General features: G+C 69.9%; 24 protein-coding genes. 9 read left to right on the top strand and 15 right to left on the bottom strand.

From position 1 onward, the window contains the following. The first annotated feature begins 53 nt into the window (after window positions 1-53). The 7 genes from SFY69_12130 (at window position 54) to SFY69_12100 (ending at window position 4275) form a co-directional block, all read left to right on the top strand. Complete coding sequence (locus SFY69_12130; protein MDX2132788.1) at window positions 54-416, top strand: STAS domain-containing protein; 363 nt, start codon at window positions 54-56, stop codon at window positions 414-416. An 11-nt stretch (window positions 417-427) separates the two neighbouring features. Beyond that, window positions 428-892: an ATP-binding protein gene (locus SFY69_12125; protein ID MDX2132787.1), complete on the top strand. Its 465-nt coding sequence runs from the start codon at window positions 428-430 to the stop codon at window positions 890-892. A gap of 38 nt (window positions 893-930) precedes the next feature. Beyond that, a complete protein-coding gene (locus SFY69_12120; protein ID MDX2132786.1) occupies window positions 931-2169 on the top strand; it encodes an IscS subfamily cysteine desulfurase in 1239 nt (412 codons plus the stop codon). Window positions 2170-2229: 60 nt separating this feature from the next. After that, on the top strand, window positions 2230-2658 hold the full coding sequence (locus tag SFY69_12115; protein ID MDX2132785.1) for a four helix bundle protein: 429 nt from the start codon (window positions 2230-2232) through the stop codon (window positions 2656-2658). Between the two features lie 79 nt (window positions 2659-2737). Continuing rightward, window positions 2738-3166, top strand: coding sequence for a Fe-S cluster assembly scaffold IscU (gene iscU, locus SFY69_12110; protein ID MDX2132784.1), 429 nt, complete (start codon window positions 2738-2740; stop codon window positions 3164-3166). Window positions 3167-3226: 60 nt separating this feature from the next. Continuing rightward, a complete protein-coding gene (locus SFY69_12105) occupies window positions 3227-3607 on the top strand; it encodes an iron-sulfur cluster assembly accessory protein (protein MDX2132783.1) in 381 nt (126 codons plus the stop codon). Window positions 3608-3792: 185 nt separating this feature from the next. Further along, the gene (locus SFY69_12100) at window positions 3793-4275 is read left to right on the top strand and encodes a hypothetical protein (protein MDX2132782.1); all 483 of its coding nucleotides are present in this window, start codon (window positions 3793-3795) and stop codon (window positions 4273-4275) included. Window positions 4276-4279: 4 nt separating this feature from the next. Here SFY69_12100 and SFY69_12095 read toward each other — a convergent pair whose 3' ends face one another. The 5 genes from SFY69_12095 to SFY69_12075 all read right to left on the bottom strand — a co-directional run bounded on the left by SFY69_12095 (window position 4280) and on the right by SFY69_12075 (window position 9432). Further along, on the bottom strand, window positions 4280-5233 hold the full coding sequence (locus tag SFY69_12095; GenBank protein MDX2132781.1) for a hypothetical protein: 954 nt from the start codon (window positions 5231-5233) through the stop codon (window positions 4280-4282). 70 nt (window positions 5234-5303) lie between these two features. Continuing rightward, complete coding sequence (locus tag SFY69_12090) at window positions 5304-5876, bottom strand: methyltransferase domain-containing protein (GenBank protein ID MDX2132780.1); 573 nt, start codon at window positions 5874-5876, stop codon at window positions 5304-5306. A gap of 17 nt (window positions 5877-5893) precedes the next feature. After that, window positions 5894-6880 (bottom strand): thioredoxin-disulfide reductase, encoded by a 987-nt coding sequence (trxB, locus tag SFY69_12085; protein ID MDX2132779.1) that lies wholly within the window; start codon window positions 6878-6880, stop codon window positions 5894-5896. Next, complete coding sequence (locus SFY69_12080; GenBank protein MDX2132778.1) at window positions 6877-8472, bottom strand: hypothetical protein; 1596 nt, start codon at window positions 8470-8472, stop codon at window positions 6877-6879. Before SFY69_12080 ends, trxB begins: the two co-directional genes overlap by 4 nt. A 54-nt stretch (window positions 8473-8526) precedes the next feature. Next, complete coding sequence (locus tag SFY69_12075) at window positions 8527-9432, bottom strand: sigma-70 family RNA polymerase sigma factor (GenBank protein MDX2132777.1); 906 nt, start codon at window positions 9430-9432, stop codon at window positions 8527-8529. Window positions 9433-9786: 354 nt separating this feature from the next. Here SFY69_12075 and SFY69_12070 point away from each other — a divergent pair, with 354 nt between their 5' ends. Beyond that, window positions 9787-10545 carry a UvrB/UvrC motif-containing protein gene (locus tag SFY69_12070; protein ID MDX2132776.1) on the top strand — a complete coding sequence of 253 codons (759 nt, stop codon included), beginning with the start codon at window positions 9787-9789 and terminating at the stop codon, window positions 10543-10545. A 12-nt stretch (window positions 10546-10557) separates the two neighbouring features. Here SFY69_12070 and SFY69_12065 read toward each other — a convergent pair whose 3' ends face one another. The 7 genes from SFY69_12065 to SFY69_12035 all read right to left on the bottom strand — a co-directional run bounded on the left by SFY69_12065 (window position 10558) and on the right by SFY69_12035 (window position 20174). After that, complete coding sequence (locus SFY69_12065; GenBank protein ID MDX2132775.1) at window positions 10558-12291, bottom strand: cation:proton antiporter; 1734 nt, start codon at window positions 12289-12291, stop codon at window positions 10558-10560. A gap of 8 nt (window positions 12292-12299) precedes the next feature. After that, window positions 12300-14366, bottom strand: a complete 2067-nt coding sequence (locus SFY69_12060) for an FAD-dependent oxidoreductase (protein ID MDX2132774.1) — start codon at window positions 14364-14366, stop codon at window positions 12300-12302. 79 nt (window positions 14367-14445) lie between these two features. Beyond that, entirely contained in the window at window positions 14446-15900 is a 1455-nt protein-coding gene (locus SFY69_12055; protein ID MDX2132773.1) for an undecaprenyl-phosphate glucose phosphotransferase, read from the bottom strand. Window positions 15901-16075: 175 nt separating this feature from the next. After that, window positions 16076-17080 (bottom strand): DnaJ C-terminal domain-containing protein, encoded by a 1005-nt coding sequence (locus tag SFY69_12050; GenBank protein ID MDX2132772.1) that lies wholly within the window; start codon window positions 17078-17080, stop codon window positions 16076-16078. A gap of 13 nt (window positions 17081-17093) precedes the next feature. Then, window positions 17094-18263 (bottom strand): CpcT/CpeT family chromophore lyase, encoded by a 1170-nt coding sequence (locus tag SFY69_12045; GenBank protein ID MDX2132771.1) that lies wholly within the window; start codon window positions 18261-18263, stop codon window positions 17094-17096. 87 nt (window positions 18264-18350) lie between these two features. Continuing rightward, window positions 18351-19331 carry a malate dehydrogenase gene (gene mdh, locus SFY69_12040; protein ID MDX2132770.1) on the bottom strand — a complete coding sequence of 327 codons (981 nt, stop codon included), beginning with the start codon at window positions 19329-19331 and terminating at the stop codon, window positions 18351-18353. Window positions 19332-19379: 48 nt separating this feature from the next. Further along, complete coding sequence (locus tag SFY69_12035) at window positions 19380-20174, bottom strand: hypothetical protein (protein MDX2132769.1); 795 nt, start codon at window positions 20172-20174, stop codon at window positions 19380-19382. Between the two features lie 35 nt (window positions 20175-20209). Between SFY69_12035 and SFY69_12030 the strand changes: the two genes are divergently transcribed. Beyond that, window positions 20210-20860: a flavin reductase family protein gene (locus tag SFY69_12030; protein ID MDX2132768.1), complete on the top strand. Its 651-nt coding sequence runs from the start codon at window positions 20210-20212 to the stop codon at window positions 20858-20860. Between the two features lie 206 nt (window positions 20861-21066). On the opposite strand, the gene SFY69_12025 is transcribed toward SFY69_12030, so the two are convergent. The 3 genes from SFY69_12025 to SFY69_12015 all read right to left on the bottom strand — a co-directional run bounded on the left by SFY69_12025 (window position 21067) and on the right by SFY69_12015 (window position 26862). Continuing rightward, window positions 21067-21669 (bottom strand): hypothetical protein, encoded by a 603-nt coding sequence (locus SFY69_12025; protein ID MDX2132767.1) that lies wholly within the window; start codon window positions 21667-21669, stop codon window positions 21067-21069. Between the two features lie 300 nt (window positions 21670-21969). After that, complete coding sequence (locus SFY69_12020; GenBank protein MDX2132766.1) at window positions 21970-22656, bottom strand: hypothetical protein; 687 nt, start codon at window positions 22654-22656, stop codon at window positions 21970-21972. A 729-nt stretch (window positions 22657-23385) separates the two neighbouring features. Next, a complete protein-coding gene (locus SFY69_12015; GenBank protein MDX2132765.1) occupies window positions 23386-26862 on the bottom strand; it encodes an adenosylcobalamin-dependent ribonucleoside-diphosphate reductase in 3477 nt (1158 codons plus the stop codon). Window positions 26863-26921: the final 59 nt, after the last annotated feature.

Genomic DNA, 26921 nt, shown 5'->3' with positions numbered 1-26921 from the left:
AGGCAACCCGGAACTTCGCTATCATCGCGTGAAGTTTCCACAGGAGGCAGTCGATGCCAGGCCAAGAGTCCCGCGTCCGTGTCAAGCGGATCGACGGCGTCATCCAGGTTGAGTTCGTCGACCGGAACATCCTCGACGAGAGCAACATCCAGGCCATCGGCGAGGAGATCAGCTCCCTGGTAGACGCCGAAGACGCCACGCCCAAGCTGCTCATCTCGTTCGCCAACGTCGAGCACCTGTCCTCTGCGGCGCTCGGCACCCTCATCACCATCAACAACCGCGTCCGGGGCCGCTCCGGGCAACTCCGACTCTCGGACATCGACCCGCAGATCTACGAGGTCTTCGCCATCACCCGCCTCAACAAGCTGTTCCAGATCCACCCCACCATCAGCGACGCCATGCGCAGCTTCGCGTGATCACCCACGCCATGACTCCCCCCTCGGGCGGACAGCACCTCCGGGCGGCGCTTGACGTGCCGCACGATCCCGGCGCGATCGGCAAGGCCGAGGAACGCGTTCTGGACGCCCTCGCCGCCTTCTCGTTCCCCAAGGCATCTGTCTTCGCCGTCCGCCTGTGCCTGCACGAGGCGATCAGCAACGCCTTCCGCCACGGGCACCGCAACCTCCCACCCCACACGCCCATCAGCCTCCGTTACGACGTCTCCGCCGAACGCGTGGAGATCCTCGTCGAAGACCAGGGCCCCGGCTTTGACCCCGGCGCCGTGCCCGATCCCACCGCCGATGAGAACCTGGAACGCGGGTCAGGCCGCGGGCTGCTGCTTATCCGGGCGTACATGGCCAGCGCGGAGTACAACGCGAAGGGCAACGCCCTGCGGATGGTCTACCAACGCCCCGCCGATGTCGGCGGAATCTCGAACTCGCCGAGCATCTAAAGCCTAGACTGAGACTAAGACTCAGAGGCGAGGTGCTTATGGCGACGTCCCCCCGAATCTACTTGGACCACGCCGCGACCACACCGTGCGATCCGCGCGTGGTCGAGGCCATGCTGCCCTACTTCACCGCGAAGTTCGGCAACCCCGGAAGCCGCAATCATCAGTTCGGCTGGGAGGCGGAAGAGGGCGTGGACATGGCCCGCGCCCAGGTGGCCGCCTTGCTCGGCGCCGACGAGAAAGAGATCCTCTTCACCTCCGGCGCGACCGAGTCCAACAACCTCGCCATCCGCGGCGTCGCCCAGATGTACGAGCGGGCGCCCGCGGGCTCGACCGGACGCGGGCACATCGTCACCGGGCTGATCGAGCACAAGGCGGTCCTCGACCCCTGCAAGCGCCTGCAGCGCGAGGGGTACGAGGTCACGTTCCTGGAGCCCGGGCCCGACGGCATCATCACCGCCGACGCCGTCCGCGCCGCCCTGCGCCCGGACACGATCCTGGTCTCCGTGATGTGGGCGAACAACGAGATCGGCACGATCAACGAGATCCCGCAGATCGGGGCGCTCTGCCACGAGAAGGGCGTGCTTCTCCACACCGACGCGACGCAGTGGGCCGGCAAGATGCCCGTTGATGTCGAGCGCGACAACGTCGACCTGCTCTCCTTCAGCGGGCACAAGATCTACGGGCCCAAGGGCGTGGGCGTGCTCTACGTCCGGCGTCGCAAGCCCCGCGTGCGCCTCACCCCGCTCGTCGACGGCGGCGGGCAGGAACGCGGCTTCCGCTCCGGCACCCTCAACGTCACCGGCATCGTCGGCATGGGCAAGGCCTGCGAGATCGCCCGCGCCGAGATGGACCGCGACGCCACCCGCCTGCTCGAACTCCGCACGCACCTCGAGCGCCTCGTCACCGGCGCGCTCGACTCGTGCCAGGTGAACGGGCACCCCACGAAGCGCCTCCCCCACCTCGCGAACATCTCCTTCGGCTTCGTCGAGGGCGAGGGCCTCATGATGGCCGTCAAGGAGATCGCGTGCTCGTCGGGCTCGGCCTGCACCAGCGCCAGCCTGGAGCCCAGCTACGTCCTCAAGGCCCTCGACCTGTCGGACGAACTCGCGCACTCGTCGCTGCGCCTCAGCATGGGCAAGTGGACCACGCGCGAGCAGGTCGACACCGCGGCCGAGCTCATCATCGCGGCCGTCCGCAGGCTCCGCGAGATGTCGCCCCTCTACGACATGCACAAGGAAGGCATCGACCTGAGCAAGGTCGAGTGGGGGCACCATTAGAAAAATGGGCAAATGGGCAAATGGGCAAATGCGGCAGAATGAGACGGGAGTGCACGCGGGGTGAGCAAGGGTCGGCTGAGAGCGGAGTTTCTCGAGCGAACCGAAGCGTTCGCGGATCGCGCCGTGGCGGTCGCGGAGCAGCTCGCGGCCGAAGGTCGCTTCGCGCGACTCGCCGAACAGCTCGCCGCGGCCGCCTGCTCGGTGGGCGCGAACTGCGCCGAAGCGGACCAGGCAATGAGCGACAAGGACTTCCGCAAGTGCCTCGCGATCGCCGCGAAAGAACTCGCCGAAACCCGATTCTGGCTGCGCCTCGTCGTTCGGCGCGCCTGGATCCCCGACTCACGCCTCCAACCGTTGCTCCTCGAACTCGCGGAGATCAAGCTCATCCTCGGGACCATTCTGAACAAGACCGATCCGCGGCGAAGATCCCGGCTTCCTCGGGTATCGATCGCCCTGCCCGTCACCCCCAACCCGGATGTCGCCCCCTGAACCACGTGACCATTTGACCATTTGACCATTTGACCATTTGACCATTTGACCATTTGACCATTCGCCTCCGGAGGCTCTCATGGCGTACGGCCCCAAGATCATTGATCACTACGAGCGCCCGCGAAACGTCGGCAACTTCGGCACCAGCGCCGAGATCAAGACGCGCAAGGACATCGGCGTCGGCCTCGTCGGCGCGCCCGAGTGCGGCGACGTCATGCAACTGCAGATCAAGGTCAACGACCAGGGCGTCATCGAGGACGCCAAGTTCAAGACCTTCGGCTGCGGGTCGGCCATCGCGTCGTCCTCGCTCGCCACCGAGTGGCTGAAGGGCCGCACCGTCGACCAGGCCGCCGAGATCCGCAACACCATGATCGTCGAGGAACTCAGCCTCCCGCCGGTCAAGATCCACTGCTCGGTCCTGGCCGAGGACGCCATCCGGGCCGCCATCGAGGACTACAAGGCCAAGAACGCCCAGACGACCGCCTCGCCCTCCGGCGCCTCGGCCTGAACCGTCGCCACGCCCCGATCGTAATTTGTTTGAGCAGTTCGACTTTTCTCAGGGAAACCCATGGCCACGCACACCACCGAACCGCAGACGCAGGACGCCACCCAGCAGACGGGCATCGTGCTGACGGAGTTGGCGGCGAAGGAGATCCACCGGATCATCGAGGAACAGGAGCTGAACAAGGAGGCCGTCCGCCTCCGCGTCGGCGTTCGGGGCGGGGGGTGCTCGGGCTTTCAGTACCTGCTCGACCTCACCGAGACCCAGAAGGACACCGACGAAGTGTCGGTCCAACACGGCGTGACGGTCATCTGCGACCCCAAGAGCCTGCTGTACCTCAACGGGGTCACCGTGGACTTCCGCGACGAGATCATGGGACGCGGGTTCGTCTTCAACAACCCCAACGCCTCGGGCACCTGCGGCTGCGGCAGCAGCTTCCAGGTCTGACGTCCCCCGGACCACGCCGCCCGCGGCGACACATCCGCCCGCGCGGTGTGCCGGCGCCCGGTTGTTCCTCCGCCGCGTGCGGGGTACTCTCATCCCGACGACCGGGGTTGGCGGGGTGCGGGGTGCGGGGGCGTGGGGCCCGGCCGGCAGGCGCCCGCCGACGCGTCGTTCTCGGACTTTGCGCCATGACGCACGCGCCCCTTCCGCCCGAGACCGCCCGCGGCTATTCCGCCCCCACGGTCACGCAGTACAGCGTCTTTCTGACGAACAAGGTGGGCAAGCTCTTCGACCTCGTGCAGGCCTTCGAGGGGTCGGTATCGTCGATCTGCGCCGTCTCGGTGCACGAGGCGTCGGACCACGCGGTGGTGCGCGTGATCACCACCAATGCCGACGCCGCCGCCGAGATCCTGCGGCGTGAAGAACTCCCGTACAGCTCGCGCGAGGTGCTCGTCGTCGAGATCGCCCCGCCCCACACGCTGTCGGGCATGTGCCTCTCGCTGCTGGCGGCGGAGCTCTCGATCCAGTTCGCCTACCCGCTCATGCAGAGCTACAGCGGGCACGCCAACATCGCGCTCGCCGTCGACGACCTCACCCTCGCGGGGCAGATCCTGCGGCGCAAGGAGTTCCGCCTGCTGGGCGAGGCCGACCTCGTCCGCGCCGAGGGGTAGCCCGTCACGACAGCAGCAGGACGTTCACGAGGGCGTAGCCCGCCCCCATCACCGCGAACGACGCCCTGTCCACGCGGATCGCGCGTGCCTCGTTGCCCGCGTGACAGAGCATCAGCGCGATCGTGGACTCGATGAGGGAGACCACGATGAACGCGATCGACCACATCACCACGCGATCGGCGATCGTGACCTGGTTGCTGTCGGGCAGTGTCGAGGAAATGACGTACGCGCTGGCCATGGCGGCGAACACGGCGCCGATGCCCAGCCCGAAGCGCGGGTCGAGGTCGGTCGGCTTGATCCAGAACGCGACGAGCGCGACGAAGACCGAGAGGTACATCGACCAGAAGAGCTTGAGCGTGTACCCCAGGCCCGGGCGCGCCACGGGCACGACGATCGAGAACATCGCGTACGACGACTCGGACTCGCTGGGCAGCGCCGGATCGCCGAAGTTGCTCGCGTACAGCTTCTCGCCCGCCTCGACGCGCGGGGCGCCGATCGTCCAGCCGGAGAGCGTGACGCCCGGCTCCAGCCGGCTGTTGAGCTCGTCGGGCACGTAGACGATGCCCGACACCGAGGCGGTGGTCTCCTCCACCGCGACGCGCAGGTCGTGGGCGTCCTGCGGGAACCGGGCGATGTCGAAGGTCTGGCGGATGGTCGCGCGGACCCGCGCGATCTGGTAGTGCTCGCCGTCGTGCGTGCGGGCGTCCTCGTTGTCGAGCGACTCGACCTGCCCGCCCACCACCTCGAACTTCTGCATGGGGTTCAGCGACTCGTCGCCCCGCCAGCGGAACCACAGCCAGAAGACGCTCTGGAACGTGCCCGCGCGCAGGTCGGGCTCGGTCAACTGCACGATGAAGATCCCCGCGCGCACCGGCGTGGGCGCGTCGTCCGCCCGGGACACGCCGCCGAAGCACGCGATCGCCACCAGCCACGCCGCCGCCGCCACCCAGTGCCGCATCACGCCACCTCCCCCAACGGGGACGCATGCTACCGGCGTTGCTCCGCGAACGCGAGTTCGCCCGCGCGCGTCAGGCGGCGTGCTCGGGCTCGCCCGGGCGGGGCTTGACGCCCTGCATGTTGAGGCTGATCGGCATGCCCCGGAACGTCATGTTCGACGTGTCGGGGAACAGGTTGAACCCGTCGACCTTCTGGATGCGCCGGAACCCCGCGGCGTGCATGAACTCGCCCATGAGCTCGAAGCTGTACCCGCCCTTGTGGTAGTCGAAGGCGTCGGTCTGCCCGCCGTAGATCATCCGCATCACGTAGAACTGCTCCTCGCGCGTGAGCGATGGATCGAGGAACAGCGCGCACAGCACGGACAGATCGGGCACGCCGAGCTTGAAGACCCCGCCCGGCTTCAGCACGCGGTGCACCTCGCCGAAGGCCTGCAGCAGCTCGGTGCTGTACGACAGGTGCTCGTAGATGTGCGAGCCGTACACCTCGTCGACCGTGGCGTCGGCGAACGCGGAGAGGTCGGTCGCGCTGCCGACGAAGTCGACGTGCGGCAGGGCGGGGTCGATGTTGACGATCTTCCAGCCCGGCGCGGCGTGTTCCCCGCCGATGTGCAGCCGCAGCGGCTCGCCCTGGGACGCGTGCGCCATTGCCCTCTCCCCGGTGCTCAGTGGATGCCCTCGGCCGCGAGCCACCGCTCGGCGTCCAACGCCGCCTGGCACCCCATGCCCGCGGCGGTGACGGCCTGGCGGTACTCGCTGTCCGCCACGTCGCCCGCGCCGAAGACGCCCGGGATGTTCGTGCGGCTCGAGCGCGACCGCAGCATCAGGTAGCCCTTGTCGGTGAACTCCAGCGTCGTGCCCTGCAGGAACCTGGTCGTCGGCGTGTGCCCGATCGCGACGAACAGCCCCTTCACCGGAAGCGTGCTCCGCTCGCCCGTGACGGTGTCCTCGAGCAGCAGCCCCTCGATGACGTCCTGCCCCAGCACGTCGACCACGACCTTGTTCCAGTGGGCCTTCACGTTCGGACGCGACAGGAACCGCTGCTGCATGATCTTGCTCGCGCGCAGCGTGTCGCGCCGGTGCACCAGGTGCACGGTGCCCGCGAACTTCGTGAGGTACGAGCCCTCTTCCATCGCGGTGTCGCCCCCGCCCACGATCGCGACGTCCTGCCCCCGGAAGATCGGCAGCGCGCCATCGCACACCGCGCACGCCGACACGCCCCCGCCCGAGCGGGCCAGGCGCATCTCGTTCTCCAGCCCCAGCCAGTTCGCCGTCGCGCCCGTCGCGATGATCACCGCGTGGGCCCGCACCACGCCCCCCTCCCCCGCGTGCAGCGTGAAGGGACGCGTCGTGAAGTCGCACCGGACGATGTCGTCCTCGATCACCCGCGTCTTGAACCGCTCGGCCTGGGCGCGGAACTTGTCCATCATCTCCGGGCCCATCACCCCGTGCGGGAACCCGGGGTAGTTCTCCACCTCGGTGGTCAGCATCAACTGCCCGCCCGGCAGCACCGGGCCGGGGTCCTGCTTGGGCACGCCGATGTAGACCACCGGGTCGAGGGCTGCCCGGGCGGCGTAGATCGCCGCCGTCCAGCCCGCGGGCCCGGATCCGATGATGACCACCTTGTGCACGTCGCCGGCGGATGCGCTCACTTCAGTTGCCCCAGGTCCATCAGGTGCTGGCGCTGCAGGCTCACGACCGGCGGCCAGATGAGATAGTCCGCTCCCTGCACCACCGACGACGTGTTCATCGTCCGCTTCGCGAAGTTCTTCGCGTTGTCGGAGCCCCACGAGTACAGCACGAACACGTCGTCCGTCAGGCGAAGCGACAGCGGACGCGACGGGTCGCTCGTCACCACGTCGATCGCGTAGGGCTCCTTCACGCCCCCCTCCCCCGCCGGCGTGTCACGCTGCGGGACGAAGAACTCCAGCGGGGGCTTGCCCCCACGATCACGCGTGCTCGGGTTGTACGGATCGTCGTCCAGCTCCGTCACCCAGCGAGGCCGCACCGCCGACAACTGCGGCGGGGCCGACTGACGCTGGTACGTCGCCCCCAGCACCGCGAGCGCCGTGCGCGTCCCCACGCACTCCACCTTCGCGATCTGGCGCAGCGAGGCGAGTTCGCCCATGTCGGGCGTGGTGGCCTGCAGCACCGCGAGCGAACTGATCTCGTCCTGCACCGCGCTCCACGAGGTCCGCAGCGACTGACGCCGGTCGAACCAGTCGAACAGCCACCGGTTCTGCCAGTCGTCGTACACGCCCTTCACCTTCTCGGTCGCCACGTTCCAGTCCGCCTGCGACCCGGCGGCGCTGCCCCACCGGGCCGCCTCCGAGAACAGGCGCAGCGGATGGTCGGACGCGCCCAGGCGCGCCATCGCCGACGCGAAGTTCTGCTCGTCGACCCGCCCCCGGGGCACGTACACGCGGGCGAGCATCTGCTCGGCCCCCGCGCGGTCCGCCATCGGGAACTGCATCCGCGACAGGTCCAGATACTCCGTGCAGCTCAGGCGCTTGAGCTGCTCCAGCAGCCGATCGACCTTGATCGCCCGGGCGCCGCGGCTGTCGACGTACGCCACGTCGCGGATGCGCTCCAACGCCTCCGCCAGCGACCGCAGCCCCCACGACGCTTCCTCGAAGAACTGGCGGTCGCACATCGAGCGCGACAGGTACGCCCAGTTCGTCAGCACGTCGATCGCTTCGCCCGGCTTGCCCTCCCCCACCAGGCGGCTCGCCTCCACGTTCACCAGGATCGCCACACGATCGAGCGCCGGCAGGTACCCGTGGCGGGCCGCCGCCAGCGTGGGCGGATCGCCCAACTGCGTGTACAGCCCGGCCTCGATCAGTTCGGGCTCGACGTTCTCGAACCCGTAGGGCTGTCCGAACGCGTACGCCCGGCGCCAGTCCGTCTCCTGCGTCACGCGTGCCAACGCGTCCAGCACCGCGCGCTGCGCGGGCGCACCCGCCCACGCCGCGACCGACGCGAACGACGGCGCGCTCGCCGGCAGCAACGCCGCCCGCTCCAGCGAGTCCATCTCCGGCGGGGGCGCGTCCATCTTCGCCATCAGCGGCAGCAGGACCAGGTCGCTGCGGCGCGACGCGTCGATCGGCGCGTACGCCCGGTTCACCTGGTTCAGATAGTCACCGCTCTGCGCTCGGGCGACGAGGCAGCCCGAGGCGAGCACGACGGCAGCGGCCAAGGCCCTCGCACGCGACAGGCGGCCGGCGAAACGCTGAAGTTCATGCATGTGCCGATGGTAGCAGGACGCCCCGGCGCACGCGCGGTCAGATCACCCGGGGGGTCAGTTTCCCGCGCGGGCCCCGGCGACGGCGGCCTCGGCGTCGGGCGTGCCCGACAGACGCTCGTTCAGGCGCGTCAGGCCCTCGTCCACGATCTGGCGGACGCGTTCCCGGCTGATGCCGATCTCGTCGGCGATCTGCCGCAGCGTCAGGGGCTCGCACCCATCCAGGCCGAACCGCATCCGCAGCACCTTCGCCTCGCGCTCGTCGATCGTCTCCATCAGCCGGCGCAGGGTTTCCAGTTCTTCCTCGCGGAAGACGCGGTCCTGCGGCGTGCCGACGCGCGGATCGGCCATGATCTCGCTCAGGTTCACCAGCTCGGCCTTCTCGCTCACCCCGCCCTTCGACGCCGACTGCATCGCCTTCACGGCGCGCCGCACGATCCGCACCTTGTGCAGCGGCAGGTCCATCGCCTGCGCCAGGTCCTGCAGCGTGGGCGTGGTGCCCAGTTCGGCCTCCAGACGCCGGTACGCGACCTTCCACTTCGCGATCAGTTCGACCATGTACGCCGGAACGTGCACCTGCTGGCACGAGTTCACCAGCGCCCGCTTGATCGCCTGCTTGATCCACCACGAGGCGTACGTGCTGAACCGGGCGCCCTGGGCGGGGTCGAACCCCTCCACCGCGCGCAGCAGCCCGATATTGCCTTCCTCGACCAGGTCCGACATCGGCAGCCCGCGCCCGGCGTAGTTCTTGGCGATCGCGACGACCAGGCGCAGGTTCGCCCGGATCATGCGCTCCCGCGCGATCGGATCGTTCTCGTTGACGATGCGCCAGCCGTACTCACGCTCCTCCTCGGCGGTCAGGAGCGGGGTCTTGGAAATCTCACGCAGGTAGACCTGGAGGTCGCTCTGGACGCCGCTCGACGCGCGTCGCGATCCCCCGGCGCTGGTACGCACTGCACTCACGTCTCAACCCTACCTTCCCGGCGAGAACCGCCGCTCCTCCCGCGTCCACTCGAACGAGGCGAACGTGAGATGCTCTAGACACATAAGAGCACCGTGAATGTTCGCCTGCGCCCGTCCTGGGGTTGCATCGTCCTGGGGAGGGGGAAGGCTTCAGGGCCTGACTCTCTCTACCACCTCCCACTCTGACTCTGTCACGCCCACCGCCAAAAGCAAGGCACTTTCGGAAAAAGTTTCAAGTTCCCTCAAGACATGCCATTAGCATTCCCGCCCCCTTCCGAACCCCACACGCCGCCACGCCGAACCTACTGTGGAGTCACCGGTCGCTCCGACCGGCATCCGAACGAAGAGCACGCCGTGGACATCAGCAAGATCCTCTCCGAATGGCCCTACGAGTCCGGTCAACTCTCCTGCCGGCTCATCATGGGCGAGGACGGAGAACCCTACATCCAAGTTCGTCTCGACATGGGCCTCCTCCAGATGCGTGCGGACGGCCGCCCCGACGGCGAACGCCCCCACGGTTTCTCCAGCCTCCTTGATTATTACCAGGAAGTCCTCGACGAGAATCGCACCGCCCCGCAGGACGACGACCCAAGGTCCGAGAAGCGTTCGCTGAACGAAGACGACTGCCGCCAGCTCCGCGACGAGGCCGAGATGTACTACCGCCGGTACATCGCCCTGATGGTGCTGGAGGACTTTGATCGGGTCGTCCGGGATACGACCCGAAACCTCCACCTGCTCGACTTCATCGCCGCCCACGCCGAGACCGAGGACGACCGCACCTCGCTCGAGAAGTTCCGCCCGTACATCACCATGATGCGGACGCGGGCGCTCGCGAGCCAGGCCGTCAAGGACGGCGAGCCCAAGGCCGCCCTGCTCGCGATCGACGAAGGGCTGGAGGTGCTCCGGCGCCACTTCGAGGAAGCCGGGCGACCGCAGTTGTTCGACGCGAGCAACGAGGTGCAGGCCCTGCGGGGCATGCGCGAGGCGCTCGTGCCCAAACTGCCGGTGAGCCAGAAGTCCGAACTCAAGGACCGGCTGGCCCGCGCGATCGCCGACGAGAACTACGAGCTCGCCGCGATCCTCCGCGACGAACTGAAGCAACTCAAGGAATGACGTCCGGCGTGCCTACGCGGGGACGATGTCCGACGGCGCCGGGCGGGCCCCGGCGCGGCGGTCGAGCTCACCGGCGACCTCGCGCGCCATCGTCTCGGCCGTAACGAGTTCTTCCACGACCATGTGGTCGGCCCCGAGGGCGCGCGCCCGCAGCCCGACGCTGAGCGCGCTCACCCGGATCGAGACGAACACGTCGTCGCGGAACGACCGGATCGACTCGCACGCCCGGAGCATCGCGTCCTCGTCGGGCGCGGAGAGGACCACGGCCTGGGCATGCGCGATCCCCGCCGACTCCAGCACGCCGCGGCTGGACACGTCGCCGTACACCACCTGGCGCCCCAGCGTCGCCTGGCGTGCGATGGTGCGCGGGTTGAGCTCGATGATCGTGATCCGCACCCCCCGCTGCTCCAGTGCGTCGGCCACCGCCCGCCCGACGGGGCCAAACCCCGCCACGATCACGTGCGGGGGGCTGGCCTCGCCCGACGCCAGGGGCGCATCCGGGGTGGTGGCGGCGAACGCCGCCCGAAGCGCCGAGGACTTCACCCACGGGGCGGGCGGGATGCGGTTGGGCCAGGTGGACCGATGCCCCGCCCAGACGATGAGCGGCGCCGCGACGAGCGAGAGCCCGACGATGGCGGTCGCGTACGCGACGTGCTGGGCGTCGAGGATGCCCTTGCTCTGCCCGAGCACGACGAGCGTGAACTCTCCGGCCGGTGCGAGGGTGATCGCCGCCAGCACCCCGTGCCGGGCGGGCGCGCCCAAGGCCCACGCCGCCCCGGCGATGCCCACGAGCTTGAAGACCCCGAGCGCCAGCAGCCCGAGCAGCACGATCCACCAGCCCGAGAGGACCTCCATGAAGGGCACGGACATGCCCACGACGGTGAAGAAGACCGCGAGGAAGAGGTCTCGCAGCGGGAGCAGGGCCGACGCGACATGGAACCTAAAGGGCGTGGACGCGAGCAGGAATCCCGCGATGAAGGCGCCCATCTCCGGGCTCAGACCGAGCACCGCGCTCAAGATCGCCGCCCCCAGCGCGACGCCCGCGCACACCACGATGAGCACCTCGCTGCCGACCCGGCTGGCCTGATCCAGCAGGCGGGGCAGCAGCCACCGCCCGCCGAAGATCAGCACGACCATGCCCCCCACCGCGACCATGCCCCGCAGCGCCAGCCCGCCGGTCGTGCCGCTGATGGCGCCCTCGCCCTTCCACATCGCCAGCAGCGGGAGCACCGCGAGCATGCCCACCGCGATCAGATCCTGGAACAGGGTGACGCCGAACGCCAGGCGACCGAACGCCGAGTGCGTCTCGTGGCGCGTCTCCAGCATCCGCAGCGGGACGGCCGTCGCCGCCACCGAGAACGCCAGCGCCAGCGCCAGGCCTGCCGGGGCGGACCCCACCCACGCCGACGCGAGAGGCCAGGCGAGGGCGGCCATCGTGCCCGTCGCCAGCAGCGTCACCCCGACGATCGACAGCAGCCCGGTGCGCACGCGCGTCATGTCCAGTTGCAGGCCGATGACGAACATCAGCAGGATCGTCGACAGGCTGCCGATCGAGGCCAGTTCGTCGGAGTCCTGCACCAGCGCGAGCGTGTGAGGCCCGATGATCGCGCCTGCGATCAGGTATCCCGGCACCGTCGGCAGCCGCAGCCGCCCCAACGCGAGCGCAACGGCCCCGGCCGTCGCCACGACCAGGAGCAACTGAACACCGGCGTGCGAGACGCCCTGCTGTGCGAGCACCGCGAGCATCCGCGATCCTACCCCGTCGCCCGGCCCTCGCCGCGGCGCGCCTTCTCGAGCAGCACCGCGAGCAGCGTGAGGTCCGCTGGCGTCACTCCCTCCAGGCGCCCGGCCTGCCCGTACGTTCGTGGGCGGAACCGGTGCAGCGCCTCGCGCGCTTCCGCCCGCAGATGCGTCAGCACGCGGTAGTCCACGCCCTCGGGCAGGCGACGTTCTTCCATGTCGGCCCGACGCCGCACGTCCGCTCGCTGACGCACCACGTACGCCTCGTACCGGCGGTCGGCGTGCACCGTGCGGATCGCGCCGTCGAGCACGCGCGCCGGCAGCCCCGCGGGCAGCGCGCCCAAGGCGTCCAACTCCCGCCGCAGGTCGCCCGCCTCGAACACGTCCGAGCGGCATCGGTGCGCCAGGCCCCGCTCGCCCTTGCCCGTCCGCTCGATCGCCGCGTGCAGGCCGCGCATGATCGCCCCGCGCCGCTCGAACAGGCCCGCCCGCGCACGACCGAGCGCCGTGCCGCCGAGCAGACCCATCTCGATCGCCAGCGGGGTCAGGCGGTCGGGCGCGTTGTCGCTCCGCAGGCACAGGCGGTGCTCGGCGCGGCTCGTGAACATCCGGTACGGCTCCACCGGCGTCTTCGTCACCAGATCGTCCATCAGCACGCCGATGTACCCCGCGTCACGCCCGATCACCACCTCGCCCGCGCCCAGGACGAAGCGCGCCGCGTTGATGCCCGCCACCAGCCCCTGGGCCGCGGCCTCCTCGTAGCCGCTGGTCCCGTTGATCTGCCCGGCGAGGAACAACCCCTCGACGAGCCGGGTCATGCCCGTCGCGTGGATCTGGTGCGGGCGCACCATGTCGTACTCCACCGCGTAGCCGTAGCGCAGGATCTCGGCCGCGGCGCACCCGGGCATCGAGCGGATCACGACGTCCTGCACGTCGGGCGGGAGGCTCGTCGAGACCCCGTTGCAGTACACCCAGTCGTCGCGCAGGCTTTCGGGCTCCAGGAACACGCCGTGACTGTCGCGCTCGGCGAAGCGCACGACCTTGTCCTCGATGCTCGGGCAGTAGCGGGGTCCGGCGCTCTCGATCTGCCCGCTGTACATCGGCGCCCGGTGCAGGTTTGCGCGGATCAGCGCGTGCGCCTCGGGCGTCGTCCGTGTCTGACGACATTCAACCTGCGACAGCACGGGAAACCGGTCGAGCGACGACGCCGGTCCGTGCTCGTCGTAGTGAGGCTCGCCCGCGCGCTGGGGCACAGGCTCCCCCTGCCCGCTCGCCCACCCGATGATGCCCTCGCCGGTGAGGTCGCTGAACGGAACGGGGCTTTCGTCGCCGAGCGCGGGTTCGAGCGCGTCCCACTCGATCGACCCGCGCCGAAGCCGCGGCGGCGTGCCGGTCTTCAGCCGCCCGAGCTCGAACCCGAGCTCCCGCAGCGCGCCCGAGATGCCCACCGCGGCCCCCTCGCCGAAGCGCCCGCCCGGCGTGCGCTGCTCGCCGCAGTGCATCAGCCCGCGCATGAACGTGCCCGTCGTCAGCACCACCGCCCTGGCCAGCAGCGTCTCGTGCGAGCCGTCGGACCGGCGAACTTCAACGCCCTCGATCTTCCCGTCACGCACCAGCAGTCGCTCGACGCTCCCGCCGACGACGTCGATCTCCGGGCGCGACGCGATGAGCGCTCGCACGCATTCGGCGTACGCGTGCTTGTCGCACTGCGCCCGCGGGCCGTGCACCGCCGGGCCCTTGCTCTGGTTCAGCACCTTGAACTGGATGCCGGTGAGGTCGGTGGCAAGGCCCATCAGCCCGCCCATGGCGTCGATCTCGCGGACGAGCTGGCCCTTCGCGAGCCCGCCGATCGCGGGGTTGCACGACATGACGCCGACGGTGCCGGGATCGAGCGTGACGAGCGCGACAGGCCGCGGCTCGCGGGCCTCGCGCTCGGGGCGGGGCCTTTCGGGCCCCGTGTCTGCGGGGCGGGGCCCTGTGCCTCCGACGCCCGACGCGGCGAAGATGTTGGCGCACGCCCACGCGGCCTCGACGCCCGCGTGCCCGCCGCCGATCACGATGACCTGGTAGTGCGCGGCCATGACCGGCGAGAGGGTATGAGCCGCCCGGGGACGGCGCGCGCTCGGGTGCCCGTGCTCGTTGGGACGCTGTGTTGGGGCGCTAATGCGCGTTGGGGTGCGCAAAGCCCCGCAGGATCGTGAGCCACAGGATCTTGACATCAAACCCGAGCGACCAGTGGCGCACGTAGAACAGGTCGTGCTGGAGGCGCTTCTTGAGGCTGGTGTCGCCCCGCAGGCCGTTGACCTGCGCCCAGCCGGTCATGCCGGCCTTCACGTGCTGGCGGAGCATGTAGCCCCGCCAGTCTTCGCGGAAGCGGGCGATGAGCTCCGGGCGCTCCGGGCGCGGGCCCACGAGGCTCATGTCGCCCGCGAGGACGTTGAACAACTGGGGGAGTTCGTCCAGGCTCGTGCGCCGGAGGAACCGGCCGATGCGCGTGACGCGGGGGTCGTTGCGGCTGGTCCAGCGGGCGGGGCCCTGCTCGTCCGCCGCGTGACGCATGGTGCGGAACTTCAGGATGCGGAACTCCTCGCCCCCCAGCGAGACCCGGCGCTGGCGGAAGATGACCGGCCCGGGCCCGCTCGCCCGCACGGCCAGCGCGATGCCCGCGAGCAGCGGCGCGAAGAGCACCAGGCCGACGAGCGCCCCGGCGATGTCCAGCACGCGCTTGCCCGCCCCGCCCAGGCCCATGAGCGGGTTCTCGCGCACGCTGAGCACCGGCATGCCGTCGAGCTCGCTGAGCGTCATGCCGTGCGCCATGTAGCGAGGGTGCACGTCGGGCACGACGCGCACGCTGACGCAGAACTTCTCGAGCCGGCGCAGCAACTGCGGGCGGAACGACGCGCGCGTGCTCGGCAGCGCGAGGTACACCGCGTCCGGGCACTCGGCGTCGAGGATCGATTCCAGGTCCGCCAGCCCCCCCCGCACGGGGCGTCCGAGCAGGATCGTGCCCGCGGGCACGTGCTCCTGGTGCGAGATGAAGTACGCGACGTGGATGCCCGTCCACGAGTTGCGGTCAAGCGTGCGGCAGCAGATGCGCGCCAGCCGCCCCGTGCCGATGATGCACACGTGCCGAAGGTTCCAGCCGCGCTTGCGGAGCTGGCGCAGCGACACGCGGAAGATCAGTCGCGTCGCGCACACCATCGTCGTGCCGATCACGCCCAGCGCGCCCAGCTGCACGCGCCCCGCGTCCACGCTCATCGACGCCCCGCCCAGCCCCAGCCCCAGGCGCACGATCTGTCCGTCGCGCGAGATCTCCTGCCCGCCGATCAGCCAGATGACCACCACCAGCCCCACCAGCGCGCCGATCGTCGCCTTCAACAGTTGTCGCTGCTCTTCCCACAGCGCCTGATCGCGGCGCGGGCGGTACAGCCCGAACACCCACAGGCTCAGCAGCGTCAGCGGGACCAGCGGCACCAGCAGCGGCTCGCGGATCCACGCCTGCGGATCTTCGAACGGCGAGGGCACGTGCCCCTCGACCAGCACGCGCCGCACCAGCCACGCCAGCACGCACGCGCAGCTCGCCACCGCCGCGTCCGCGACGCTCAACAGAAACACGAAAACCTGATGGCGCTGCTTGAGCACCGCTGTGTGCTCCCGGTTCCGGCGGCCCCCGCCCCACGGGCGTCCTCGCGTTCCGCCGACGACCCAGCGTCCTGCCGGGCGCGACCTGTGTTCGGATGCAAGTTTCTCCGCCCGCGGTTCGCGCGTCAAGTCTTTACCGCGATTCCGCTCACGTCGTTCGCCACTCGGGACCCGAACGCGGCGTGAGTGTCTTCTCACCCAGCACGATCAACGCGGCCTTGTCCTCGTCCGTTAGCGCCCCCGGCGCCACGATCCGCAGCACCGCGTACAGATCTCCCTCGCGCCCCTCGTCATCGCGGATCCCACGACCGCGCAGACGCAGCCGACGCCCCGACCCCGAGAGCGCCGGCACCTGCAGGTCAACCGGGCCGCCCGGCGTCGGCACCGTCACCGTCGCGCCCAGGAACGCCTCCGCCACCGTCAGCGGAAGATCCACGAACAGGTCCAGCCCCTTGCCCTCGCTCGCGCCCTCGCCCCGACGCCACAACGGGTGCGGGGAGACGCGCACCGTCAGGATCAGGTCCTGCGGCGACTTCGCGCCCCCGAGCGCGCCGCGCATGCGCAGGGTCGCGCCGTCCTCGACCCCCGCGGGGATGCGCACCTCGATCCGCTTCGTGCGCCCGTTCTCGCGCACGCCCACCGTCTCGGGCCCACCCACCGCCGCTCGCACAAACGGCACCGTCACGTCCGCGCGCACCGGCTCCGGCTCGGCGCGGGGCGTCGCACGCCCGCGCCCCCCGCGCGGCCCGCCCGGCCCGCCCTCGCCGGGGCGCGTGCCGAACCCGCCCGACCCGCGCCCGAAGAACGACTCGAAGATCTCCGAAAGCTCCTCGGGGTCGAAGTCACCGACCGTGTGCGGCGTGCCGGGCGCGCCCCCCGGCCTGGCGCGCCCCCGGGGCGGGGGCGGCGCGCCGCCCTCCACGCCCGCAACCCCGTACTGATCGAACAGCCGGCGCTTGGTCTCGTCGCCCAGCACGTCGTACGCGCGCTGCACCTCCGAGAACTTCGCCGTTGCGTCCGGAGACTTGTTCACGTCCGGGTGGAACTTGCGCGCCAGCGCGCGGTACGCCGCGCGGATCTGATCCGCGCTCGCGTCGCGCGCCACCCCGAGCGTTTCGTAGTAGTCCCGCTCCGCCATGTGTGCCGCGCTCACCGGCCCAAGCCGCTTACTTCGGCTCGGACGGCTTGATCTCCACGGGCTTCACCTCGAACTTGGGCTTGCCCTCGCCCTGCGGGTCCGCCGGGGGCGCGGGCGGCGCGGGCGGCGGCGGCGCCGGCTCCACGGCGAGCACCTCGATGTCGAACACCAGCGTCGCGTTCGGCGGGATCGTCGGCGGACGCCCGCGCTCGCCGTACGCGAAGTTCCCCGGCACGATGATCCGGCGGACCATCCCCGCCTGCATGTCTTCCATCAGCGTGTTCCAGCCCTCGATCAGCGGCTGGCCCTTGGCGTACTTGAACGGCTGCCCGCGCTGGTACGACGTGTCGAACGTGCGCCCGTCCTGCAGGTAGCCCGCGTAGTGCACCGTCAGCAGTTCGCCCTGCTTGGCGGGCTCACCGGTCAGTTCGGTCGGATAGGTGATCGACACGAGCCCGCCGTCGCGCGTGCGGACCTTCAGCCCCAGGTCGTGCTTCTGCCACGATGTGCTCGAGCCCGGCGCCGGGCCCCAGACCTGCGACCCGTCCGCGCCGATGCCGCGGTCCGCCGTCTCGAGCGAGGTCGGCGTGATCGTGAGCGACGTCGTCATCTCGACCGCGCCGTGCATCGACGACGGGTACGCATGGGGCGAACGCCCCTCGTAGCGTCCGGCCGAGCCGGTGAGGTCGACCATCATCGTGGCGACCAGGTCGTCGGGCGTCACGCGCGGGAACGTCTCCGGGGCCGCCCACGTCCAGTACGCGCTGGGCAGCAGCCCACCGCTGCGCCGGAACTCGTGGGTGGTCATGCGGACTTTGCCGCCGACCCGGGCGAACGAGAGCACCGTCTGGCGGTAGGGAACGCGCGGCGCGTCGGCCCGCACCACTTCGCAGTACATGGCGTTCGGCACGCCCTCCACGCGCACCGGCGCGAAGCTCGCGATGACCTGCGACTTCGCATCGCCCTCGCCGACCGTGCTCACCGCACTGTCGGAGATCCACGATCCGTGGAGCATGCCCGCGATGGCCTCGAACTCCGGGTCCGTCCACACCGGGGCCCGGGCCGCCTTCTCCCGTTCCGCGAGCAGGCGCTCCACCTCGCGGACGGCCTTCTCCGGCACGCCCTGCGCGCCGTCCTGCGCCCACGCCGCCCCGCCCTGCAAGAGCACCGCCGCCAACACCAGGTAGCTTCGCTTCATTTCTGGTCCCTCGTGTGTCCGCCTCTGCTGCGCGTGTCGATCCGCCGAACATTCCCGCCGCGATCCGGGCCGCTTCCGCACGCCGGCCTACGCCAGGTCGGGGAAGAGCTTCACCGTCGCGCCGATCAGGTCCTTCACATGGCTGATCGACTCGTGCATCGACTTCTGCTCCGTCTCGTTCATCGAGAACGTCAGCACCTTCTCTACGCCCTTGGCCCCCAGCACGCACGGCACGCCGACGAACAGGCCCTTGCCCCCGTTCATCGCCGCGACGCCGAACTCCCGCTCGCAGTACGCCGCGCACGGGATCACGCGCTTCTTGTCGCGCACGATCGCCTCGACCATCTCGATCGTCCCGGCGCTGGGCGCGTACCACGCGCTCGTGCCCATCAGCTTCACCACCTCGCCGCCGCCGACCTTCGCGCGCTCCACGCACGCCTGGATCTTCTCCGCCGGCAGCAGGTCGCTCACGGGAATCCCGTTCACGCTCGTCAGGCGCGGCAGCGGGACCATGTCGTCGCCGTGCCCGCCCAGCAGCAGCCCCTGGATGTCCTCGACGCTCACGCCCAGCTCCATCGCCAGGAACGCCTTGTACCGCGCCACGTCCAGCGCGCCCGCCTGCCCCAGCACCCGCGACGCCGGGAACCCCGTCACCTTCCACATCACGTACACCATCGCGTCCAGCGGGTTGCTCACCACGATCACGATCGCGTTGGGCGCGTGCTGCTTGATCTGCTGCGCCACGTTCTTCACGATCCCCGCGTTGATCGCCACCAGGTCATCGCGGCTCTGCCCGGGCTTGCGCGGCACGCCCGCCGTCACGATCACCACGTCCGACCCCGCGATGTCCGCGTACTCGAACGTCCCCGTGATCTTCGCGTCAAAGTTCTCCACCGGACCGCAGCACGCCAGGTCCAGCGCCTTGCCCCGCGGCATGTGCAGTTCGGGCTTGTCCTTGTTCGGGATGTCGACCAGCACGACATCACCCAGTTCCTTCATCGCGATCGACCGCGCGCACTCGCCACCGATGTTCCCCGCCCCGATCACGCTGATCTTCGCCCGACGCATCATCGATCAAGTCCTTTCGCGGGCTTCACCCGCACCAAAGGGCCAATACTAGCGCCCGCGATCCTCGCCCCGCGCGTCGCCCGCAAACTCCAGTTTCGGCGGCGGCGCGTCCGCCCCGCGGATCGGCATCGCCACCGGCCTCGCCTCCCCGCCCACGATCGCCGGCACCAGCAGCGGCTGCCCGCCCGGCAGCTCCGCCGACATCGGCACCACGTAGTCTCGCACCACCCGCCCGGCCCCAAAGTCCCACTGCCGGTACGCCTGCCGCATCTCCCACACCCGCGACGGGCCGTCTACCTCGCCCAGGAACTCCCCCACCGCGTCGCACGCCTCCTCGGTCGGGGCGGCCCCCGTCTTCTCCCGCATGAACCCCGCCGGGCACCCGCGCGACAGCACCACCCCCGCCGCGGGCACGTACAGGTCGCCCCCGAACCCCGCCGCGATCAATCCCGAGACCAACTCCGCCGGGTGCTCGCCCCGCAGCGTCGCGCCCGCGACCACCCACTCGACGCCCGCCGTCCGCGTGCGTTCCAACGCCGCCCGCGCGTCGTCGATGATCTCCCGCACGCCCGCCGGCATCTCCTCGCCCCGCCAGATCGCGTGCACCGCCCCGGCGTGCTCGCGGATCAGCACCTCGCCCCGGTCCTGCGCCACCGCGTACTCGTCGGGCGCGAGCGAATCAATCTCGCCCAGCGCGTGGAACACGGCCTGCAACGCGATGATCGACGCCACCGCCTCGCGCAGCCGCCCGCCCTCGCCCTCCTTCGGCAACGCCGCCGCCGACCGGGCGAAGTCCGTCCACCGCGCGAGTAACGCCGCCCAGCCAACGACTCGATCGGGCATGTCGAACGGTACGCGCATCACACTACGATGCGCCCATGCACCTCGATCCCGCGGCGCTCGCGGCCGAAGACCGCTACAAGCTCCTCATCGGCGCCATCGTGCCGCGCCCGATCGCCCTGGTCGCGACGATCTCGCCCGATGGACGCACCAACCTCGCGCCCTTCTCCTTCTTCGCCGGCGTCGGCTCGAACCCGATGACCCTGCTCGTCTGCCCGGCCAACAACGCCGACGGCTCGGAGAAGGACACCCTGCGCAACGCCAAGCCCGCGAGCGAGGGCGGCACCGGCGAGTTTGTCGCAAACATCGTCTCGCACGCGTGGGCCCGGCGCATGGCCGCGTGCGCCGAGCCCCTGCCCTACGGCGACAGCGAGTTCGACCTCTCCGGGCTCACGCCGGCTCCGAGCCGGCGCGTCGCGCCGCCCCGCGTGGCCGAATCTGTCGTTTCGTTCGAGTGCGTCACGCGCCAGATCATCCGCACGAACCCCGGCGCGCCCGCGGGCGGGAACGTCCTGCTCGGCGAGGTCGTGCAGGTGCACGTGCGCGACGACGCCATCAACGAGCGGCACCACCTCGACCCGGGCATCATCGACGCCATCGGACGCATGGGCGGGTTCAACTACTGCACGACGCGCGAGCGGTTCGCGATGCCGCCGGGCCGGGCGGCGTTGGAATCGCCGACGCCCTGAAGTGCCGCCATCGCAGGTTGCCCATCGCCCGTCGCGACGCATCCGAGACGTGCGATCCGTGACACGCGACGAGGGCCGTCGCTGTGATGGTGCGGACGGCCGCGTTTCAACCCGGTGCACGCGAGGCGGGTCGCCGCGTGCGGGAAAAGACAACGCCCCGGCGCGAAGCCGGGGCGTTGATCGGAAACCGGAGTCAGCCGTGCCGATCAGCGGCGGCGGCGGGCGACGACGAGGCCGCCCAGGCCCAGCAGGGCGGCAGCGCCCGGGGCGGGGAGGATCTGCATGGTGGCGCCCGTCGAGACCATGTCGAACGGGGTGGCGAAGAAGTTGCCGGGGGGCGAGAGGAAGAGCTGCGTCACAGCGCCGTCGTAGACGCCCGAGCCGCCGAAGAGCGTGCTGAACGAGCCCGACGACGTGCCGTCGAACGAGGTGCCGGTGAAGACGACGTTGGACATCGCACCGTTGAAGAACACCTGCGAGCCGCCGTCGATCCAGGTGCCCGAGATGTTGCCGCTGACGGTGTCGCCGTCCGCGTCGGTGACGATGAACGAGCCCGTGCCGCTGCCGACGCCGGGGCCCATGCCGACGAAGTCGAGCGTGAGGCGGAAGTCAGCGGGGCTCGCACCAGCGACGAAGCCGGGCTCGAAATCGGCGGTGCCGATCGGGGCGACCGTGCGGGCGATCGAGCCGCTCGAGTTCATGCCGGGGAGCGCCTCCGCGTTGGCGCGGAAGAGAGTGCCGTCCCACGAGCCGCGAAGGTCGAAGTACGTGGCGGACGCGATGACCTGACCCGAGGCGACCGCGCTCATGGCGCAGACGGTCCCGGCAACAGCGACAACAAGGCTACGGGTACGCATATCTCTTCTCCTCCAGTTCCTACGAACGATCCTCCCGGATCGGTCTATCTCTCTCTCGGGGGCTCGACCCCATGTGCTTCAGTATGACACAGGTTCGCGACGGCGTCAAGAAAATTACCACACACACTTTGCCGCACACACACCGAACACCGTCGCCAACCTCAGTCTCGCTTGCTTCAACACCTGTCTCGTAAAAAAAGCCACGGTGCCATGTCGCCCCGTGGCTTCGGAGTTTGGTCCGTTCAGCCGTGCTTAGCGGCGGCGGCGGCCCATCACCAGCCCGCCCACGCCGAGCAGCGCCAGCGCGCCGGTCGAGGGAATGAGCTGGGCGGTCACGCCCGTCGCACGGTCCGCGAAGTCCGCCGTGAAGAACGACGGCGCACCGAAGACGAGCTGCACGATCGCGCCCTCGTACGGGGACGCGGCCGGGAGATCAAAGCCCCAGGCGCCCGCGGCCGAGCCGTCGAACGTCGAGTTCGCGACATCGCCGCCGGCGGGGGTCACCACGACCTCGGTCAGCGTGCCGTTGAAGAAGATGAACCCGGGGCCGCCGTTCACCCAGCGACCATCAACGCGACCCGAGATCGTGTCGCCGTTCACGTCCGTCGCGACGAACAGGCCGTTCACGCCCAGTCGGACGTTCGGGTTGCCGGTCGGGATCGAGGGGATGCGGATGTCGAAGTCGGCCGGATCACCGCCGCTCACGAAGCCCGCCTGGAACGTGGCGGTGCCCGCCGGAGAAACCAGACGCGAGACCGCGCCCGTCGAACGCAGCATCGCAGAGTCGGCCGCACGCGCCCGGAACTCCTGCGTCGCGGTCGAGTACGAACCCGCGAGCGAGTCGTACCGCATCGACACAAGCACCACGTCCGCGTTCGCCACCGACGCCGAGAGCCCGACGCAAGCAATGACGGCGCTCGAAATCACATTCGTACGCATGGCCTCATCTCCTCCTTGTGCAGTCCGCTCCCGCGGATTGCACGCTGCCTCTCTCGGCAGGTCCTCTTACTCCGGAGCAAGTTTCGCGAGTTCAAGGACCCATGTCAAGGGTCTTTCCTCGACTTGCACGATTTTTTCGCGGATTGCCTTGTCTTTTGCAGTTCCGTTCCGCGTTCCGCCACCCCTCGGTTCGACGGTTCACGAAGTCCTCATCAAGTGGTTATCAAGAGACAACTTGCCGAGACTGTTCCGCATCCGTTCGTTGCTTGAAACAAAGAACCCCCGGGGCGGTGGTTCCCCGGGGGTCGTGAGTCGCGGAGCCGAATGCCCCTCAGAGGGGGTCTGGCCGGGGTGGACGGCACTCCTCGGCTCCGCATGGGTGGGTCCGACGCTGACGAAAGAGGCGGCGCAGGGTTCTCGGACCAATGCCGCGTTCGGGGTATCCCTCTGACAACTGGCCTCCTGGCGTGCTCGCGGCTGCCCGCGGGCGGGTGTTCCGTGCTTCCCCGACCCTCCACGATCGCTCGCGAAGGCCGGGACGCCTCTAGCCATCCGTCGGAGTCGGCGCGGGGCGTCGTCAATCCTCGACTCGGCCCGCCGGCGGTTTCCGTACCGCCGGCCCGTGCTCCCGACACGCGAGCGGAGCGTTCCTCGCCCCGTCGCGCAGCCTCCTTCGTCGGCGCCGGCATCCTGCGGGGCGGTGGGGACGCCGCCCGCCGGCGCGCCCGCTTAGCTGCACCCCATGCTGTTCCCGCAGTTGAGGCACTTGTAGCACGTGCCGCTGCGCACCGTGACGTTCCCGCACACGTCGCACGCGGGCGCGTCGCTCACGCGGTCCATGTAGTCCGACAGCATCGCCGACGCGGACATGCTCGCGCCGTCGCGCCCCGTCACCACCACCTTCACTTCCGTGTGCTGCTCGACGCTCTCGGAGATCACCCCGCGGGCCGGGCGGGCCGGCTCGATCCCGCCCGGGGCGACGCCCGGGAGCGCGACCGGCACGCCGTGCGGGGTCGCGTCGTGGCGCGTGCGCTGCGGCGCGTGCGTCTCGCGATACCCGGGCACGAACTGCATGCCCATCCACCGGAAGATGTAGTCCACCAGGCTCTTGGCGAAGGGGATGTCGACGTTCTCCGTCATGCCCGCGGGCTCGAACCGCTGGTGGCTGAACTTCGACACCAGGCTCGACACCGGCACGCCGTACTGCAGCGCGACGCTCGTCGCGGTGCCCAGCGAGTCCATCAGCCCGCCGATGGTCGAGCCTTCCTTGCTCATCGTGATGAACAACTCGCCCGGCTGCCCGTCCTCGTAGAGCCCCACCGTCAGGTACCCCTCGTGCCCGGCGATGTTGAACTTGTGCGTGATGCTGCTGCGGGTATCGGGCAGGCGCCGGCGCACGGCCCGGACGGGCGCCGCGCGCTCAATCGCCGCAGGCGCAGGCGGGGCCGAGGTCTTCTCCGCCGCCGGGACCGGGGCGGGTTCCTTCTGCGCGGGCTCTTTTCCCGCGGGGTTCTCCGCGCCGGATTCCTTCTTCGCCTCGTCGGCCGTGGCGGAGAGCGGCTGGCTGAGCTTGCACCCGTCGCGGTACAGCGCGTTGGCCTTGAGGCCCAGTTCCCACGACAGCCGGTAGCACGCCGTGATGTCGTCGACGCTCGCGTCGTTGGGCAGGTTGATCGTCTTGCTGATGGCCCCGCTGATGAACGGCTGGGCCGCGGCCATCATGCGGATGTGCCCCTCGGGCGCGATGAACCGGCGCCCCAGCTTCCCGCACTTGTTCGCGCAGTCGAACACCGGGACGTGCGCCGCCTTCAGGTGCGGCGCACCCTCGAGCGTCGACGTGCCGCAGATCACCGTGTTCAGCGACTCGATCTGCTCGCGCGTCAGCCCCAGGTGCGAGAGCAGGTTGAACGACGGGCTGGCGGCCTCGGCGGGCGAGACCCCGCACGCCGCCAGCGCCCCCGCGGGCACCGCCCACCCGGCGAACGCGAACGAGAGCTCGAACACGCCCGGCAGTTGGTCGGAGATGGCCTTGAGGTCGGCGTCCGACACGCCGCGCGCCTTGAGCATGCCCCCGAGGGTCTGCGCGGGCGAGCGCCCCGGCACGGGAACCTCGAGCGAGAGTTCGCCGAGCAGGTACGCCATGATCTCGCGCACGTGCGTGTCGGAGTAGCCGAGGGCCTTGAGGGCCGGGCGGACGCTCTCGTTGGCGATCTTGAAGTACCCGCCTCCGGCGAGCTTCTTGAACTTGACGAGGGCGAAGTCGGGCTCGACGCCGGTGGTGTCGCAGTCCATGAGCAGGCCGATGGTGCCGGTGGGCGCGATGACGGTGGTCTGCGCGTTGCGGTAGCCGTGCTTCTCGCCGAGCGTGAGCGCGTCGTCCCACGCGGCGACGGCGCGGTCGAGCAGGGCACCGGCGTTGGCGATCGGCACGCCCCCGGCGCGGACGAGGGTGTGGTCGATGGGCACGGGGCGGGTGGCCGGGTGGAGGCCTTCCCACTCGGCGCTGTCGCGCGCCACGCCGTGGGCCGCCCGCCGGTGGTTGCGGATCACGCGGAGCATGGTCTCGCGCTCGGGGGCGTAGCCGGGGAAGGGCCCCATCTGCCGGGCGAGCTCGGCCGACATGCGGTACGAGCGCCCGGTGAGGATCGCGGTGAGGCACGCGCACACGGCCCGCCCGGTCTCGCTGTCGTACGGGATGCCGGCCTGCATCAGCATCGCGCCCAGGTTCGCGTACCCCAGGCCCAGCGTGCGGTACTTGTACGACAACTCGGCGATCTCGCGGCTGGGGAACGCCGCCATCAGCACGCTGATCTCCAGCACGACCGTCCAGATGTCCGTCGCGTGCTCGAACCGCTCGACGTCGAAGGTGCGTGCCGTGGAGTCGTAGAACTTCAGCACGTTCAGCGACGCCAGGTTGCACGCGGTGTTGTCGAGGAACATGTACTCCGAGCAGGGGTTGCTCGCGTTGATGCGCCCCGCGCCCGGGCACGTGTGCCACGCGTTGATGGTCGTGTCGAACTGCACGCCCGGATCGGCGCAGCGCCACGCGGCGTAGCCGATCTTCGCCCACAGGTCGCGGGCGCGGAGCACCTTCGCCACCTTGCCGCTCGTGCGCGAGAACGTCTTCCACTCCGCGTCGGCGTCGAGGGCCTCGAAGAACGCGTCGGGGATGCGCACGGAGTTGTTGCTGTTCTGCCCGCTGACGGTCTGGTACGCCTCGCCGTTGAAGTCGTAGTCGAGCTTCAACTTGAAGTCGTCGCACTGGCGGGCGAGGTCCGGGTCGTGCTTCTTCAGCAGCGCCAGCCCCTCCACCATCGCCTGCACCTTGATCTCCTCGCGCACCTTCCAGTTCACGAAGTCCTCGATGTCGGGGTGGTCCATGTCGAGGCAGACCATCTTGGCGGCGCGGCGGGTGGTGCCGCCGCTCTTGATCGCGCTCGCCGCCCGGTCGCCGATGCGCAGCCACGACATGAGCCCGCTGGAGCGCCCGCCGCCGGAGAGCTTCTCGCCGTCGCCCCGGAGGTTGCTGAAGTTGGTGCCCGTGCCAGAGCCGTACTTGAACAGGCGCGCCTCGCGCACCCAGAGGTCCATGATGCCGCCCTCGTTCACCAGATCGTCAGAGACGCTCTGGATGAAGCAGGCGTGGGGCTGCGGGTGCGTGTACGCGTCGTCGGCGAGGCGCGGCTCAGCAACCCCGCCTTTCGAAGAAGGGGGCTCGACGATCCAATGCCCCTGCGCCGGGCCGTTGATGGCGTACGCCCAGTTCAGCCCGGTGTTGAACCACTGCGGGCTGTTGGGCGCGCACATCTGGTGCACCATCATGTACGCGAGTTCGTCGTAGAACGCCTGCGCGTCGGCCTTGGAATCAAAGTACCCGTGCGTCTCGCCCCAGTGGCGCCAGCAGCCGGCCAGGCGGTGGATCACCTGCTTGGCGGACTTCTCGGGGCCGAGCGTCGCGTCACCCTTGGCGGCGCCCGGGCTGGCGATGCCGTTGGGCCCGCCCCCCTGAGGCACGCCGGCCTTGCGGAAGTACTTCGAGACCATGATGTCGGTCGCGAGCTGCGACCAGGTCTCGGGCACCTCGGCGTCCTTCATCTCGAAGACGACCGAGCCGTCGGGGTTGGTGATGCGGCTCGACCGCTTCACCCACGCGACGGAGGCGAAGGGGTCGGAGCCGGCCTTGGTGAACTTGCGGGAGATCTTCATGCGTGATTCCTGACCTGGTCGTCCGCGTTACGCAGATGCGCTCTGCGGCATTCGTGATT

Source organism: Planctomycetota bacterium (assembly GCA_033763975.1).
In the GTDB taxonomy this organism is placed as follows: Bacteria; Planctomycetota; Phycisphaerae; order Phycisphaerales; family UBA1924; genus RI-211.
This window is presented reverse-complemented; position numbering and strand designations above follow the sequence as displayed.